17 protein-coding genes are annotated in these 17627 nt (G+C 44.6%); 9 read left to right on the plus strand and 8 right to left on the minus strand.

Features of this window, described 5'->3' with window-relative positions:
• Nucleotides 1-34 precede the first annotated feature (34 nt).
• The 7 genes from hisG to HMPREF1521_RS05060 all read right to left on the minus strand — a co-directional run bounded on the left by hisG (nt 35) and on the right by HMPREF1521_RS05060 (nt 7186).
• On the minus strand, nt 35-1636 hold the full coding sequence (gene hisG, locus HMPREF1521_RS05030; RefSeq protein ID WP_038116643.1) for an ATP phosphoribosyltransferase: 1602 nt from the start codon (nt 1634-1636) through the stop codon (nt 35-37).
• A 234-nt stretch (nt 1637-1870) separates the two neighbouring features.
• Nucleotides 1871-2377 (minus strand): hypothetical protein, encoded by a 507-nt coding sequence (locus HMPREF1521_RS05035; protein WP_051435753.1) that lies wholly within the window; start codon nt 2375-2377, stop codon nt 1871-1873.
• A 191-nt stretch (nt 2378-2568) separates the two neighbouring features.
• Entirely contained in the window at nt 2569-3432 is an 864-nt protein-coding gene (gene hisJ / locus HMPREF1521_RS05040; protein WP_038116645.1) for a histidinol-phosphatase HisJ, read from the minus strand.
• 122 nt (nt 3433-3554) lie between these two features.
• Entirely contained in the window at nt 3555-4055 is a 501-nt protein-coding gene (locus HMPREF1521_RS05045; protein WP_038116647.1) for a GNAT family N-acetyltransferase, read from the minus strand.
• 97 nt (nt 4056-4152) lie between these two features.
• The gene (locus HMPREF1521_RS05050; RefSeq protein ID WP_038116649.1) at nt 4153-4824 is read right to left on the minus strand and encodes an energy-coupling factor transporter transmembrane protein EcfT; all 672 of its coding nucleotides are present in this window, start codon (nt 4822-4824) and stop codon (nt 4153-4155) included.
• A gap of 9 nt (nt 4825-4833) precedes the next feature.
• Nucleotides 4834-5646, minus strand: coding sequence for an energy-coupling factor ABC transporter ATP-binding protein (locus HMPREF1521_RS05055; RefSeq protein WP_038116651.1), 813 nt, complete (start codon nt 5644-5646; stop codon nt 4834-4836).
• A complete protein-coding gene (locus tag HMPREF1521_RS05060; RefSeq protein WP_051435754.1) occupies nt 5639-7186 on the minus strand; it encodes a tryptophan transporter in 1548 nt (515 codons plus the stop codon). The genes HMPREF1521_RS05055 and HMPREF1521_RS05060 overlap by 8 nt, the downstream gene beginning before the upstream one ends.
• 573 nt (nt 7187-7759) lie before the next feature.
• On the opposite strand from HMPREF1521_RS05060, the gene HMPREF1521_RS05065 reads away from it, so the two are divergent.
• From HMPREF1521_RS05065 to rbsB, 9 genes are all read left to right on the plus strand, one after another.
• Nucleotides 7760-8281, plus strand: coding sequence for a cysteine hydrolase family protein (locus HMPREF1521_RS05065; protein WP_038116654.1), 522 nt, complete (start codon nt 7760-7762; stop codon nt 8279-8281).
• Between the two features lie 122 nt (nt 8282-8403).
• A complete protein-coding gene (locus HMPREF1521_RS05070; RefSeq protein ID WP_038116657.1) occupies nt 8404-9060 on the plus strand; it encodes an NAD(P)H-binding protein in 657 nt (218 codons plus the stop codon).
• Between the two features lie 236 nt (nt 9061-9296).
• Nucleotides 9297-9578 carry a prevent-host-death protein gene (locus HMPREF1521_RS05075; protein ID WP_038116660.1) on the plus strand — a complete coding sequence of 94 codons (282 nt, stop codon included), beginning with the start codon at nt 9297-9299 and terminating at the stop codon, nt 9576-9578.
• 4 nt (nt 9579-9582) lie between these two features.
• Nucleotides 9583-9873 (plus strand): type II toxin-antitoxin system RelE/ParE family toxin, encoded by a 291-nt coding sequence (locus tag HMPREF1521_RS05080; protein WP_051435755.1) that lies wholly within the window; start codon nt 9583-9585, stop codon nt 9871-9873.
• Nucleotides 9874-10254: 381 nt separating this feature from the next.
• A complete protein-coding gene (gene rbsK / locus HMPREF1521_RS05085) occupies nt 10255-11145 on the plus strand; it encodes a ribokinase (RefSeq protein ID WP_038116662.1) in 891 nt (296 codons plus the stop codon).
• 289 nt (nt 11146-11434) lie between these two features.
• Entirely contained in the window at nt 11435-11848 is a 414-nt protein-coding gene (gene rbsD / locus HMPREF1521_RS05090) for a D-ribose pyranase (RefSeq protein WP_038116663.1), read from the plus strand.
• Between the two features lie 139 nt (nt 11849-11987).
• Entirely contained in the window at nt 11988-13469 is a 1482-nt protein-coding gene (locus HMPREF1521_RS05095) for a sugar ABC transporter ATP-binding protein (RefSeq protein ID WP_038116665.1), read from the plus strand.
• A complete protein-coding gene (locus HMPREF1521_RS05100; protein ID WP_038116667.1) occupies nt 13469-14404 on the plus strand; it encodes an ABC transporter permease in 936 nt (311 codons plus the stop codon). The genes HMPREF1521_RS05095 and HMPREF1521_RS05100 overlap by 1 nt, the downstream gene beginning before the upstream one ends.
• A gap of 9 nt (nt 14405-14413) precedes the next feature.
• Nucleotides 14414-15316, plus strand: a complete 903-nt coding sequence (gene rbsB, locus HMPREF1521_RS05105; protein ID WP_038116670.1) for a ribose ABC transporter substrate-binding protein RbsB — start codon at nt 14414-14416, stop codon at nt 15314-15316.
• Between the two features lie 269 nt (nt 15317-15585).
• On the opposite strand, the gene HMPREF1521_RS05110 is transcribed toward rbsB, so the two are convergent.
• Nucleotides 15586-17343, minus strand: coding sequence for an S-layer homology domain-containing protein (locus HMPREF1521_RS05110; RefSeq protein WP_051435756.1), 1758 nt, complete (start codon nt 17341-17343; stop codon nt 15586-15588).
• Nucleotides 17344-17627: the final 284 nt, after the last annotated feature.

Consider the following 17627-nt stretch of genomic DNA (forward strand, 5'->3'; position numbering starts at 1 on the left):
ATACCGACACAAATACTATTGCTCATTATCACTACTATTGATTAATCTCCTCAGACAGTTGATCTATCAACTTAAAAATGATGTTCCGTTTTTGCTTCAATGCCAGCGGATTCGCCACAAGCCGTGTTGAAATGTGCTGCAACCGGTCAAAGATTTCCAAATTATTCTCACGCAAAGTTGTGCCGGTTTCCGTAATATCCACGATGGCATCCGCCAAGCCTACAAGAGGCGCCAGCTCTACAGAGCCTTCAATCTTGATGATTTCCACATCTTGGGCTCCGAAATACCGTTTTGTCACTACAGGATACTTCGTACCGATACGCTGACGACGACCCTCTTTCGGATTATATCCGCCAAGCGATGCCAGAATAAATTGACATTGCCCCGTCTTAAGATCTAATAATTGATAACTCGTCTGCTCCTGCTCATCCAGCACATCACTGCCGACGATACCGATATCTACGACCCCATTATTCAGATATGTCGTCACATCTCCGCCTTTCACCAGAATGATCTCCAGCTCATCTCCGAGCGGAATGATGAGTTTACGGGCTTTGTTTCGAAGCGGTTCACAATCGATACCGCATGCCTCCAGTAACGGAACAGCCTGTTCCTCTACGCGCCCCTTCGTGAGGGCGATGCGAAGCTTCCCGGATCCACTCGTCACGGCAGATGTAACCGAGGCGCTCACGTCGGTAAGGACATCGATATTGAAAGCCATCCCCACCGCATGCACGGGATTGCCGTCAAAATTGTTTAGCAGATTATCATAACGACCGCCGCTGACGATATATTGAGACACACCGTCCACAAAACCTCTGAAGGTAAATCCCGTATAGTAGGATTGAGGCGGCTGATTCGATAAGTCGATACGTACCGCTTGACCGTCCGCCTCAACGGATTGACCGAAATCCATCAATGCGTCCCACAACCGCTGTGCGGGGGCCGGTAAAATTACACCGGACAATTCGGATAACACCTCATCAATGGTCCCGAACAAACGCGGCCACACTGCAAGAAACGGATACAGTGCACTATTTTCGTAAACCTCGATGATACTTTCATAAAGAGGAAGATTTTTCGCGAATAACGCATCCAGTAAAGGTGTTCGTTCATCATCGCTGAGCCCCAAGGCGTCAGTAATAGCAAACGCAAAACGCGCATCCCCCAGCTCAAGTTGCAATGCGCCTTTCAGCTGTGTCTGATTGACCTCCTTGATGAGATCGATACATTCCTGTTCAGCCGCCATCGACTCATAACCGACGAGTTCGATTCCGCCCTGCGTCACCTGATTAATGCCACCGCGATGCTTCTCGGTACGCCCCAGCACATCACCGAGATAATAGAATTTACGCGGCAGCTCGATATTTGTCGTCGCCAGAAAACGGCCGATAGGCATGGTCAGATCAGGACGAACCACAATGGACTTAGCCGTACCGTCGAGGAACTCGTACATATGTTGACGCCCCATGGCATACCCTTGAAACACGTCCTTGTACTCCATGAGAGGGGTCGAAATTTTCGTATATCCACGATTCCGACACAGATCCAGCACATAGCGGCCCATATCATCCTTGCGTTCCGCCAATACCCCTACATCATCGCGAAACCCCGTAGGCAATTGCTGCTGTACCATCGTTACCATCCTTTCCATAGCTCAATCTATATAATTCTTTTCTCTATGAAAGCACTATCCAATCCGCTATTTGTTTAAAATTGAATTTCACTAGGAGAAATAAATTACCTATATAGATATTTCTCTATTTTATCGCTTTATCTTATTAAAGTATGAAATCATAATATAACGGTTCTACTGATATGTCAATAGAACCGTGAAAACTTCATATATTTTATATATACTCTTTACTGATTACTGAAATTTATTAACTTTAATTACAGCCCAATGCTGCTTTCCCATTTTAAACTCTGTATTTACAAAATCTATTGAGACTTCAGATTCCGGTTCGAATAAGTGATTATCTTGATCATATCGTAAATCCCAATCCGTCTGACTTTCAGGAACAGACGAGTCATCATAATCAATACCTCTCCAAACGGCGTTATCTCTAAAGTTATCCATTCCATCAACCTTTAAACGAGTATCTAAACAAAATTCTGATGCTAACGTAAGATTTCCTTGTAACAATAGATTTCTAAGAATTATACATTCATACTCCCACCCGCCGAACAACAGATATTTATAGTATCGAAGTGCAATAAATGCATCCCATTGCCTACGACATATTAAAGTTTTAAACCAATCATTTATTTTTTCATATTCGCCGGATATATAATACGAATTACCAAGCAAGTAATCATATAACTCAGCATCCTCAAGATCAGGTAATGTATCTATAACAGTAAATATATCTTTCACCAGATAAGCTCCTTTTTTCTTACGCTCTTAACAGATTATTGCTTTTTGATGGACTTTTTTACTGCCAGAATTTTAAAAAGAGTCGCCTATCCTGATGAACGACTTGACTCGTCATGGAGTGAAAAAGTATAGGTGACTCTTTTAACAATGTAACAGTAACATAATTAAGCCATCTAAAAGCAATAACGCTGTTACCCCCATACGCGCTCTATATCTTTAACACTATGTGCATCGGATCCCAACACGAACGGTACGCCGATAACGGCAGCCATGCCCTGTATAAATCGGCTCGGATACATTTCCTGACAGTCCGGCTTGAAGAAACCGCTCATGTTATAGTCCAGTTCACGGCCCTGAACGCGCATGATATGTAGGATATCGCTCACCATTTGAGCGTTACGGCGATCAAAATGATGCTCAAAACCGAAATGATGTTGGTACTTCTTGATTAAATCAAAATGGCCGATTCGCTTCGGCGTGTATTCGCCGAGATCGGCACGCACAGCCTGATGTACGGTGGCGAAATATTTATAATACAAATCAAACTGCTTTTGTATCCACGGACCGAAACCTCGTTCAAATTCTTCAGGGCTGAAGTCAATGCAATAAAAAGCGTTGTCCACGCCTTCCATAAAATGCACGGATAAAATATTCTCCTCCGTCAACGGACCATAGCGATCTAAGAACTCCTGAATATCCGCTTCATATCCCGGAATGTAATCCACTTCAAAGCCCAGTGAAATATCAATATGCGTACCGTACGCCCGTTGTAACTGACGCCCCAATTCAAGGTAGGCATCTACTTGATTCAATTTTAAGGAAGCCGTTTCGAGGGCTTTCATATCACCGCCGTATTCCGACGCAAACCCCACGGGCAACGGAGCATGCTCCGTAAGACATACCTTTTCAATGCGCAATTCGATGGCCTTTTCGATCATCATCGCAGTCCGATCTCCGCTGCCGTGCGGACATAGTTCCGTATGTACGTGACCATCGACGAGACGGCTGCGATATGTGCTGTATCCCACGAACTGCCGTTCATATTTCATATTCATTCTATCACCCTATTCGCCTTACCCCACGGCGAACCCTTATAGATAATCTATCCCTTTGCATATCTTTGCATATATTATAAAATTACAGTTCACTCAACAGCTTAATTCTCTTCCAGCTTTTATTATACCAATAATGAGTATGTTTCGGTATCCTGATACGCACCGTTTTTAAATCCCACCTGCGGCGTCAGTCCGCAATAGGTAAATCCGAAACGCTCGTGCAGTTTAGTACTGCCTTCATTACCGGCCGTAATCACGGACACCACATTGTGTAAGCTTTCATCATCCTTGGCCATATCCAAAATATGACTCATCAATTTCGTTGCCATACCTTTTCCGCGATAATCCTGATGAATATAAATCGACAGTTCCACGGTACTTTTATAGGCCTCTTTAGCTCGATATGGTGAAAGCGACGCATAGCCGGCCACAACATCATCAACGGTTCCTACAATAATCGGATGATGCTCATCACGGTTGTGGTCTGCAAACCATTCGTGCCACTCCGCTAACGTGCGCGGTTCCAGGTCAAGTGTAGCCACGCCGTTCAGGACTTCGTAATTATAAATATCTAAACAGGCCGAAATGTCTTCAGGACAGGCTAACCGGATATCTAACTGCATATGGCACTCCCAAATCTATTATCTTTATAATAAGTCTATTTTAGTGTACCATACATCAAAAAAGCTGTCATAGCATATCGCTACAACAGCTTAAGAATCAATTATATAGTACGAAAACTAATATGGTAACAACTACTAATCCCGCTATAACGCCATAATCAAGTGAACGAAGTCCCACCGACGCCGCAAAGCTGTGCGTCGGTCCGCCAAAGCCCCGCAGTTCCAGGGACAGCGCCATGGTTTCGGAGCGTCCCAAGGATTTCAGGAGCAACGGTTGAATCACAGATGCATAGGATTTGATGCGCTTGATAAAGTTTCCCTCCAAGGATAAACCACGACAGGCCTGAGCCTCCTGTACGGCGTGGCTTTCAGCAATAAAATCAGGCACGAAGCGAAGCGCCGCGGTAAACATAAATGCGTATTCATAAGGAATTTTGCATTGCGTTACGAGGGCCGCCGTCAAATCCTGCAGTTTTGTCGTCGCCAAAAGAGAGATGAACACTAATGTCATAGCAAGCATCCGCAAGCCGGACACGATGGCCGACTCCACATCGCCGCTGCCGAGGAATTGGATCAGTCCTAAAAACACGGCAAATGAAATCAATGCAAAAACAGTTTTGTATTGTTTTACTAACAGACCGAATACGAGCAGAACCGCCAATTCGAAGATCACCAGCGCTAACAGGGACGGCCAGTCTCGAAGCAATATGGCCCACACGGATACGGCGAGGGTCATCAAAATTTTTGTTAACGGTACTAAACGTTCCATATGTCCCTCCTATTTCCCGCTCAACTGAGCCACTAATTTCGATTTCAATTCATCCATGGACTTGCAATAACCTAATTTCGGTACCGCCAGTGAAAGCTCCACACTTGGCGGCTTCGTAAGTCCCAAGTCGAGTAATTCGTCGGTGGATTTCATAAACAGCTCCTGCGGCGTACCGTCAAAGGCGAGCGTCTGATGTCCCATGATAAGGGCACGACTGCATTCGCCGGCCATGATTTCCATATCATGTGTGATAAGTAAAATCGTGATGCCTTCATCATTCAGTTGACGCAACAACTGCAGCAATTCCTTCGTTTCCTTGCCATCCTGACCGCTGGTCGGTTCATCAAGGATGAGGATTTTAGATTGCATCGCAAGAGCCGATGCAATGGCAACGCGTTGCTTTTCGCCGCGTCGCAACGTCGGAGGATAGGCATCCTTCAAGTGAGAGATCCCCGTTTTAGCGAGGACATCCTCAACGATGCGGTTGACTTCGTCCTTACCGCGTCCGAGCGATTCCGGTCCGAAAGCAACCTCCGTAGCAACGGTCGGTCTGAACATCTGGCGATCCGGTTGCTGAAACACGTAACCGATAAACTGCCCACGCTTTGATGCGGGCATCGCGGTAATATCCGTGCCGTTATAATACATATGACCGCTCGTAGGACTTTCAAGGCCCACTAACAGACGCGTAATCGTCGTCTTACCGCAACCGTTGCGACCGCCGATGGCGATATATTCGCCGCCGTCGATTGTGAAAGATACATTTCGGAAAATATCTACGGTCGGCACATAGCCGAAACTTACATTTTCAATCTTAAGCATGCGTGCCACCGTCCTTTCCCTTTACGATTTCATCAACGGAACTTTCACCATGGACCTCAACCTGAATGGCATGCGCCATTTCCAGCTGATGCAGGCCCTTGATAGCGGATTCGATACTGAGCCAAGGTTCATCACTGTGAAAGCCCGCCTGTTCCAGTTCCATATAGGTTGTAAATACGGACGGCAATGCATCGACGTGAATATTGTGCTCGTACATATAGCGAAGCGTTGTGGGAACGTCCTCATCGCACACGATGGAACCGTCCACCATGAGAGCCATCCGATTTGCATATGGCAACACGGCATGAAGGTCATGATCGATAACCACAACGGTAATATTGTGATTCCGGTTCAAGCCGCCCACAATTCGATACAATTCCGCGGTACCGTCGGGATCAAGAGAGCTGGTCGGTTCATCGAGCACCAATATAGACGGATTTGTAGCCAAAACGGAGGCAATGGCCAGCCGTTGACGCTGCCCGCCGGAAAGGCTCGTAATCTTGCGGTCCTCTAAACCTACGAGACCGACCTGTTCAAACACCTCTTGGGAACGCGCTTCAATCACATCCCGATGATATCCGCGATTTTCCATGGCGAATGCCACCTCTTCGCGAACGGTCATCGTTACAAGCTGCGTATCATAATCGGCGAGAACAACCCCGATGTGATTCGCCAATTCAGGAATTTCAAGCTGTGTCGTCGCTTTCCCTTCTACGAAGACCATGCCTTCGAGACGACCGCCGTAAAATTTAGGCACAGCCCCTACCATCGCCATACAGAGGGTACTTTTACCACAACCGGCAGGACCCGTCACGACGAGAAAATCACCGTCATGCACATCGAGATTGATGTTCTCCAACGTCGGAGCGGTCGCCTTCGGATGATAATAATTCATATGCTCGATGGAAATTTTCGCCTGCCGTTCCGGCAAAATGGTGAGGCCGCTATGATCCGATGTTAACTGATCCGCATCAGGCAGCATACCGCGCTTTGAAAACAACCGCTGAGCCGGAATGTATAGAATCGGCGTAATGGCGCCGTTCAACGCACCGACGATAAGTACCATAGGCCACATACCGTACATATATACATTATTCGGCAATCCGAGAATCTGCCACAAAATCGTTACGAAAATACCGCCGGACACAACGGTCGCCATAAAGCCCGTAATAGCCGGCATAATATCAAAGCCGCCAATTTTACGGAACTTGACGGACATCATAGCACGCGCCACGAGGGCCGCCGTCAACGCACCACCCGGTTCGGACAACAAGTTACCGTACGGGAATGCCGATTTAGACGTCAACACATTGATGAGCGCCGCCACAAGACCAATTCCTAAAGTTTGACTCAAACTGGGCCGCGTCAATAAAATAGCCACGCAGTACGTAGCAATCATCCAGTTCGGCGTTACACCCAATACACTGGGGCTCACCAAATGTAAAATAGCCCCCAACGCCAGCATCAACGTGCTGACCGTGACCCACCTGAACTGACCACCCTGCACATGGGTATACACAAGATCCTGAATCCGTTCCATAATTGCCTCATTTCTATAAAAATATATATGGATTTATTTTATCATTGTTCTATCAGTTTTGCACGCAGTGTTCTATCAGTTTGATGTGCCGTCCACCAAATAAATATGTAATCATTGTGTCTGGAAAGGCATATATATTCATTGTATAATTGAAATGTTACTACTCCATTCTGGTAACAGAAAGGAGGTGAAGACTCTGTTTGATATTTTCGTTTCCTTAGCAGTGTCTGTCATAGCAGGTATAACTTGTCACTATATCTGCAAGTGGCTGGACCGGCACTCTCGTTAGTAACCAGCACAACAAAAATAGCAGGGCGGCAACCCTGCTATTTTTATTTGTATGAAGACTCTATATCTCCATATCTTCGTTTCCTTTGTCATATATAGGATAGCATTCTATACAGAGATAGTCAACAGTAGTTGTTCTTATGGTACATCAGGAGTAGCCTAATAGCCTGCAATTAACATTAACCTTTTTCGTTTACTAACAACAATTTTGACCGTGAGGATAATAATCTTAAAAATATTAGTATATAATATATGTATTATATATCCTAATCAAGGAGGTTCCTCATGGCGCAGGCATTAATCGTAATCGACATACAAGAAGGCTTAGTTAAGGCAAACCCTTACGATGCAAAAAATCTTATCGAAAATACAAAAGCAATCATTCAACATTTCAGAGATCAAAATATGGAAGTAGTTTTTATCAGACACTCTGAAGATGAAGGTTTATTAGCAACAGGTAGCGCTAATTGGCAAATCTACCACGAATTAAAACCGCAGGAAAACGAAAAGATCTTCAATAAATATTATAACAGTATCTTCAAAGATACTGAATTAAAGGAATATTTAAACAACAAAAATATTACCGATTTAACGTTCGTAGGAATGCAGGTGGAATTCTGTATCGACACCTCCCTAAAAGTAGGCTTTGAATATGGTTATGATCTCACCATCGTAGAAGATGCCGTCTCTACCTTTGACAATGATCATCTATCCGCCGATAAAATCCTATCATTCTACAAAGAAAAAATTTGGCAAAATCGATTCGCACAGCTAAAAACAACAAAAGAAATCCTAGGCAATAATTAAACTTTCAGAATCTCAAAGCAATTCTCAAAAAATTATTTCTCACCATTTTTTCTCACGTATTTGTCATATATGTATGTTAAAATTTCATCAAATATTTATGCCCGAACATAGGAGGTCTTTTTATGTATAAGTATATTACGATTTTAGGAGCTGCGGGCCAAATTGCTCAAAAATTGACTGCTACCTTATTAACATACACAGATATGCATATCACATTGTACGGTCGTCAATTAAAACGGCGCCTGGATCCCGAGATTTATGCACATGAACGTATCACCGTTATAGAGGGTTCCTTTCAAAATCCCGCAAAATTGGAAGAGGCCGTGACTAATGCCGAGGTTGTATATGTGAACGCTATGGAATCCGGCAGCGATATGGCCGCCATCGTAAAAGCCCTAAGTCGTAACAATGTACGCCGCATCATCGGTGTCTCCATCGCCGGTTTGTCCGGTGAATTCCCGGCAGCCCTCGAAAAATGGACCTTTGACAGCTTACCTATCAGTTATGTACAAGGCGAACGCCAGGCCCGAAATGTGTTGCGCGAATCTAATTTAAACTACACTATCCTACGCCTCACATGGCTTTACAATGATCCGGAAAAGACCGATTATGAACTCATTCCTGAAGGCTCTCAGTTCAACGACGCCCAGGTATCTCGAGAGGCCGTTGTGAAAGCGATTTTCGACATCTTACACGCAGATGATGAAACTCCGTTTACCCGTGCCAGCATCGGTGTCGGCGAACCGGGTACACACTTTGATAAACCAAGCTTTCACTAATATATAACATTAAATTTAGTAGAAAAAAGAAAATACTATATACCGATATCAGACTATCTCCAATACATATGGAGATAGTCTTTTTATATATCATTATATGATTAAAGTATCTAGTTAAAACCCTTTAAATAAATGCCTCATATATATATTGATATACTGCAATTATATCGTTTAAATGATATAATTATGGTATATAAATAATGAACTAACACTTTTAAAATTATAAGGAGATAACTATGGGAATATTACACGAAACAATACGTCCATCCTCTGATTTACGAAATAAGTATCCTGAAATTTCTAAATCCCTACAACTTAAAAATGAGGCTGCTATTATTACTGTAAATGGTCGTGGAGACACCGTAAGTCTCGGCTATAATACTTACAATATGTTAAAGTCAAAAATAGAATTACTATCCTCTCTTGTAGAAGGGCAAAACGATATCATTCAAGGTCGTACCACTACACTTGATGAAACTTTCAACAGTATTGATAAAATGCTAGAGCAAATGGGGTAAATCTATGGAATCCCAAACCTACACAATCATTCCTACTGAAAAGTTCAATAAAGAACTGCATCAGCAAATACTTTATGTAGCTATGCAGTTTTCAAAAGAAACAGCTATACAAGTCAAAGAAAATATTCAAAATTCAATTTCAAATCTTATGAATCATCCATATATGGGGACTACACCTAAAATTAGAGCACTTAATGACAGTGACTTTCGAATGTTGATTTTAGAAAAGCTTATTATTGTCTACACAGTTGTAGAGGAAACTAGAACTATTTATTTAATCTCTATACTTGATTAACGACAGGATTATGTAAATATACTAAACGGATTATAACATTTGAACTAAACCAGTACTTCATTAAAAATTAAATACCCTTCAAAGTAGTATATCCTAAATCTAATCAGTACATTTTTACTCATGTAAAGCAATTTCAGAGTATACCTTTTTTATTCCCATAATTTATAGATATTTATATAGATAAACTCGCGTATTTAGGCTATACTAATAAATGATTAAGTTATACTAATAGATACGTGAAAGCAAACGCCTATGCGATTATCGATCACATTAATATAATATATACATTTTACTGTATAAAACATCTTAAAATTTGTGTATAAAAATAAATGATAAACATTTTTAGTCCCACTAAGCGCTGAGGCTTATTAAGGAGTTATTATGAATCACATTGTTGTTATTGGCAGTTGCAACATGGATATTGTAGTTCTCGCGGATAAACGTCCTGCGGCAGGCGAAACCATTATGGGCAACGAATTGCACATCGCTCACGGCGGCAAAGGTGCCAACCAGGCGGTGGCCGCTGCCCGTCTAGGTGCAAAGGTCACTATGGTCGGCTGCATCGGTCAAGATGCATACGGCCAGATGATTTTAGATAATCTGAAAGAAAATTTCATTAACACAGACTACATTGTCACTGTGCCGGACACTACAACAGGTACAGCTCACATCACGTTAGCCGAAGGTGACAACAGCATCATCGTTATTGCCGGCGCTAACGCAAAGGTCGATAAATCCATAGTAGATAATGCGTGGTCCGCTATCGAGCAGGCCGATCTCGTAATGGTTCAAAACGAAATTCCTGTTCCGACTATCGAATATATCGTGCGTCGTTGTCACGAGGCCGATGTGAAAGTCCTCTTAAATCCGGCTCCGGCAGCTGCTCTCAGTCCTGAATGGTTAGAATTGGCAACATACATCACTCCAAACGAACATGAACTATCGGCCCTCTACCCTGACCAATCTACGGAAGAAACTTTGTTGGCTAACGAAAATAAAATCATCGTTACCCTCGGCAGCAGGGGCGTCGGCTATGCAGACAAGGGCAAAATCCAAACAGTATCAGGCTTCAAGGTTGAGCCGGTGGATACAACAGGTGCCGGCGACACCTTCAACGGTGCCTTTGCGACGGCTATCGTCAATGGTAAAAGCCTCGCTGATGCCTTACATTACGGGAATGCGGCGGCCGCCCTCTCCATCCAGCGCCTGGGTGCTCAAGGCGGCATGCCGACAAAGGACGAAGTCGCTGCATTCTTAGCGGAACACGTATAGATTGAACAGGCCTTTAAAAGCTCCACTGGACGGGCGCCTTCGCAGGCCATAAGTAGGGTGTGAGCTAACAGAGGCGCAACGCGACGCATGGGAGCCACACATCACTTAGTCCTGAACGTAAGATTTCAAGAATCGAAATCCACAGTAAAGGTAAAGTCGCTTTGAAAGGCCTGTTCAATCCAAGCTATACGTTCTTCAATTAATAGATGCAACTATCCTCTTATAGCAGAGAGAGTTAATGAATAAGACTCTAACGCCTCACTCATGGGAATAGAAAAAGGAGTTATCTATGCAACGACACGGCATTTTAAATAGCCATATCGCCAAGGTTCTTGCGGATCTCGGCCACACAGATACGATTTGTATCGCCGATTGCGGCTTACCGGTACCTGAAGGAGTTCAAAAAATCGACTTGGCCTTAGAATTCGGTGTACCCGGCTTTGAGCAGGTGGTATCCATCATCGCTAAGCATATGAAAACAGAGGCGATTCACATCGCCCGGGAAATGAAACAGCAAAACGCTGATGCTCACCAGTTTTTAGCTTCTACCTTTCCACCGGATCAATTCGAGTGGATTGAAACGAGTCATGATGCTTTCAAAGAAGCGACAAAACAGTGTAAATGCATTATCAGGACCGGTGAAGTATCGCCGTATGCGAACATCATCTTACGTGCCGACTGTATTTTCAGCGACCGTCCGTAAATGATATAATCGATAAAGTCCTAAATATATGATGTAAATGCATATCTTTTTAATCATATATACAATACGTATTTAGGTCATATATACATATGATATATACGACGATATCGATACTTTCACCGGTAATATAGGAGTAGTTATGGAAATTGTTATGTCAGGCATTGCGAAGGCATTTGGTACGAACCAGGTACTGCGCGATGTGAGTATTACCCTCAAGGAGGGCGAGGTTCACGCCTTGATGGGCGAAAACGGCGCCGGCAAGTCTACCCTCATGAATATCCTCACCGGTATTCACAAGGCGGATGCCGGTACGATTACCATCGACGGCGTAGAACGCACCTTTCAAAATCCGCGGGAGGCGGAGCTGAACGGCGTCGCCTTCATTCATCAGGAGCTAAATATCTGGCCGAACTTAACATTGTTGGAAAACCTGTATCTGATGAGACCGAAGCGCACACGATTCGGTATGCTCGATAAAAAGGCCATGCTCAAGGAAGCGCAGGATACATGCCGCGAACTGGGCATCGAACTGCCGCTCACGACCGAAGCGGGTCTCTGCTCCGTCGGCCATCAGCAGATGACGGAAATTCTTCGTATTCTGATGTTAGATGCGAAGGTTGTCATCATGGACGAACCGACAGCAGCCCTTACGGAACGTGAAACGGCGACCTTATTCAAGATGATGCGCAAAATGAAAGAACACGGCGTTGCCATCGTGTACATTTCGCATCGCATGGAAGAAGTATTCAGCGAGTGTGACACCATTACGGTCATGCGTGACGGTCACACGATCATCACCAAGTCCACCGCGGATATTTCCGTAGACGAGGTGGTACGCCATATGGTAGGGCGTTCCATCGATGAATTCTACCCGGACCGCACCACAACACCTGGCGACGTCGTCATGAGCGTAGATAACTTGCAGCCGCACGGCTTCGACAATGATATTTCCTTCAATTTACGAAAGGGTGAAATCCTCGGTGTGGCAGGCCTTATGGGTGCGGGCCGAACTGAAATCATGCGCGCCATCTTCGGTGTGGACAAGCACAACGGCGGAACCATCACGGTAAACGGGTCCGTCCTCAACTGCAAAAAGCCGGAAGATGCCATCAAGGCGGGCATTGCTTTCATCACGGAAAACAGAAAGAGCGAAGGGTTGATCCTCGATTTTTCCATCGGTTCCAATATTACATTGCCGAACCTCGGCGAAATTTGCCCAACCCATGTATTACATAAAAATAAACTGGAGTCCTTTGCTGACGAATTATCTAAAAAACTGGGCGTTAAAACTCAGTCGATTCACGAGCCCGCATCGTCCCTTTCAGGCGGCAATCAACAAAAGGTTGTCATCGCCAAATGGGTCGGCAAAAAGCCGTCCATCATCATCATGGACGAACCGACGCGCGGCATCGACATCGGCGCCAAGCGTGATATTTACGATTTAATGAACGAATTAACGAACAATGGTGTGTCCATTATCATGGTGTCATCCGAACTGCCTGAAGTGCTGGGCATGAGCGACCGCGTCATGGTCATTCATGAGGGGCGCGTAGCAGGTATCTTGGACCGCAGCGATGCAACACCGGAATCGATTATGACATTAGCCACAGGAGGACAATAATGGACAGCAAAGCTCTGCAATATGTAAAAAAATTAGGCCCCCTCATCGGCCTCATCCTATTATTTATCATTATCTCTGTCATGAATGACAGTTTCCTTGAATTCTCTAACTTGCGTAACTTGTTGCGCCAAGTATCCATCAATGCGATTATCGCCTTCGGTATGACCTTCGTCATTCTGACGGGCGGCATCGACTTATCGGTCGGCTCCATCCTCGCCCTCTCCAGTGCGGTGATGGCCAACCTCATCGTAACTGGCACTGACCCTGTATTAGCCATCGTATTAGCGGCGGGCGCCGGCCTCGTATTGGGCGGCATCAACGGTCTCGTTATCACCTACGGCCGCGTAGCTCCATTTATCGCTACACTGGCGACGATGACAATTTACCGCGGTGCGACCTTGGTATTCACCGACGGGAATCCGATTTCCGGGCTTACGCAGGACCCTCTATTTCACGCCTTCGGCCAAGGGGACATCGCAGGCCTTCCGGTACCGGCTATCACAATGTTTCTGGCTTTCATCATCCTCTGGTTCGTATTGAGCCGTACCTCCTTAGGTCGCAAAACATACGCCGTAGGGGGCAGTGAAAAGGTCAGTTACATTGCCGGTATCAAGATTGACCGCGTTAAAATCTTCGTGTATGCCTTAACCGGTATGCTCTGCGGCATCGCCGGCGCAATCATCACTTCTCGTCTTAACTCTGCACAACCGACAGCAGGTGCGGGCTATGAACTGGACGCTATCGCGGCGGTGGTTCTTGGCGGCACAAGCCTTGCAGGCGGTCGTGGTCATATCGTCGGCACTCTCATCGGTGCCCTCATTATCGGTACCCTCAACAACGGGTTAAATATTCTCGACGTTTCCAGTTTCTATCAACAAGTCGTAAAAGGTATTGTCATTTTATTGGCGGTTCTTGCAGACCGCAAGAAAGCCTAGGAGGTTCCTATGAAAAAACTATTGTTACTTTTGGCGATGACCATTATGGTTATCGGTCTTGTAGCGGGCTGTGGTAAAAGTTCCGATAACGGCGGCGACAAAAAATCCGGCACGATCGGCTTCTCTGTTTCCACATTGAATAATCCATTCTTCGTGTCTATGAAAGAAGGCGTTGAGGCTCAAGCTAAAGCGCTCGGTCTTAAGGTTAAAATCGTTGATGCGCAAAACGATCCTGCAAAACAGGCAAACGATATTTCCGATTTGCTTGAAAGCGGCGTATCCGTATTGATCGTCAACCCTGTAGACTCCGCAGCAATTTCTACGTCCGTAGAAGCGGCAAATGCTAAAAACATTCCTGTAATCACAGTTGACCGCTCCGCCGACAAAGGCAAAGTAGTGGCTCACATCGCTTCCGATAACGTAAAAGGCGGCGAAATGGCGGCACAACTTATCGCGGATAAATTAGGCAATGGTGCTAAAGTAGCTGAGCTTGAAGGTATCCCCGGTGCTTCCGCAACGCGTGAACGCGGTCAAGGCTTCCATAATGTAGCTGACAAATCCTTAACAGTCGTGGCAAAACAAAGCGCTGACTTCGACCGTACAAAAGGCTTGAATGTAACAACAAACATGTTGCAGGCTAATCCGGATGTACAAGCTATCTTCGCCCACAACGACGAAATGGCACTGGGTGCTATCCAAGCCGCTAAATCCGCAGGTAAAACAATCTTTATCGTAGGCTTTGACGGTACTGCGGATGCAGACAAAGCTGTTCAAGACGGCACATTGGCTGCAACAATTGCTCAACAACCGGATCAGATGGGTAAAATCGCTATCGATACGGCTCAAAAAGTCATCAAAGGCGAAGCTGTAGAAGCAAAAATTCCTGTAGATCTTAAAGTTGTTAAAAAATAAGACTCTTGCCCCGCAAGTAGAAACGGGTGAACACCCCATCGATACAAATAAAATTATCGGAGTCAGCCTGTAGTGGCTAAACGCCTGTTGATTTTAACATGTATCTTGATGAATATATGGAAACTGGCATGAAAACAGCCGCAATGCAAATGCATTGCGGCTGTTTTATTTATCAGATACACAAAAAACCAACCGTATCCAAAGGATACGGTTGGTTTTGAAAGGAGAATGCATCTCTTCTATAGATAGCCAACGGCCATCTATAGAAATTATTTTGTTGGAGTGGTTGTATCTGTTGTAGTTGTTGTACTTGTTGCAGAGATACGGGAACCATATACGTCACGTTCGTTTTTAGGTTCGTTATTAACGCGAACACGTTCTGTCTTATGACGATCATTATCATCACCGGAAATACGATCAATGCGATAATGGTTAAGACGGATGTTTTGTAATTCAGGACCGAATTCATCCATTGCACGACGCATATTGTCATCGATTGGAGCACCGTTTTGAAGTGCACGATACAACATAGTTGCGAATTCATAGCGAGTCATCTTCACATCGCCCTTGAACGTACCGTCAGGGTAGCCCACAAGAATACCATTACCAGCCAATTGGCTAATGTATTGGTAAGCCCAGTGATTTTTAGGAACATCCGGGAATTCAGCAGTTTTGCTAGGATCGATAGCATGTGGATTCAAGATTTGTAACAAGTTATTGTATCTGTTTTCCATATCTTGAAGACGTGCATTAAGTTCAGCAATTTCACGACCCATAGCTACGCGGGAACGGGATTCCGGAGCACGTTTGCCAAGGCGTAAGGATATACCTGCATTTAATTGAGGATTACCGCTACCTACAGTACTTCCGATGGAAATCATTGTATCTTCATTAGGACGGTAGAAAGCACCTAAAGCACCTGCATTCGCGTTGCGGTAATGACCGTAACCTGCAGCGATAGTCCATTTATCATCCGGATTGAAGTCCAATGGATGCAAGGATGCCAATGCAGCAGAACCGGCACCTACGCGGTTAATACGTTTACCCAATTCACCGATACGGCCATTAACATTGGTAATTTCAGTACTGATACCGTTAGTGATTTGTGTTTGCAAATCATTTGCTACGGAGTACAATTGACTACCGTTTACAGCATCTGTGGATGTAGCGGAAATTTCACCGGCAGCCACATTATGAATTTGACGTTCCTGACCTTCTTTACCTACGGATACGGAACCTGTAGGAGAAGTACCGGCAAAGCCACCGAATGTGTGATTAGCAATGCTTGCACTGGATACATTGGTAGCCGCACGTGTAGCAGATAAATGACCTAATGCAACGGAGTTTTCAGTAGTGGCTTCCGCTTTATCACCGATAGCAGTTGCATAATTTGCAGTTGCTTTAGTATCAGAGCCGAATGCATTGGAACGTTCTCCCTCAGCATTTGCGCCGGCACCATACGCCTGTGCATGCTCACCATTCGCATACGCGGAAGACCCCATAGCGTTAGAGTGATTGCCAAAAGTGCGTGCATCAGAACCGATTGCATTAGCTTTATAACCACCGGAAAGTGCTTCATGACCGATAGCTATAGAACGATCAGCAAGAGCCCCTGAACGCGTACCGATTGCCGTGGAGGATACGCGATCAGCCTGGGCATTATGACCGATAGCTGTCGCTTCACTCAAATTTGCGTGAGATAAATCACCGATAGCAATGGCGCTACTACCTCGTGCGATGTTCTCATTACCAATCGCAACAGAGTCGGAACCAAAGTTACCTTCCACGCGAGTCGAATCATCCGGTTCATTAATATAATTACGATCACGGTAACTATGATCCGCAGGAATAACGCTGTTACCCGTACCGATAACAGTAGCATTACTTGTACCTCTAGCTATAGTATTTCCTGTACCATAGTCAGTACTTGCCGCCATTGTCACACTCGCAGGCACTACAGTCGCACCGACTGCAACAGCAGCCAATACAGCATACGCTAAATTTTTTGAATGTTTGTTTTCTCTCATTCTTACACCTTCACTTTAGATTAAACTTATTAACCTGATATACAGTCAATATAAATTAATACCACGGCTCTCATGATAAAACAGAGATTCGGAAATATAAAATTTCATCTCCATTTCACCATTCTTGGTTTAAGAATAATTTATATTGTTTATTGCCCGCACATCATATCAGATATCGGAAACAGATACAAGTATTTTCTTTACATTGTCTCATTAAGATTTCTTCATGAAGTCTGTAAATGCCGTTAAATTAAACTTTTCTACTATTTTCAGCAAATCGACAA

Source organism: Veillonella sp. AS16 (assembly GCF_000517785.1).
GTDB lineage: Bacteria > Bacillota > Negativicutes > Veillonellales > Veillonellaceae > Veillonella > Veillonella denticariosi.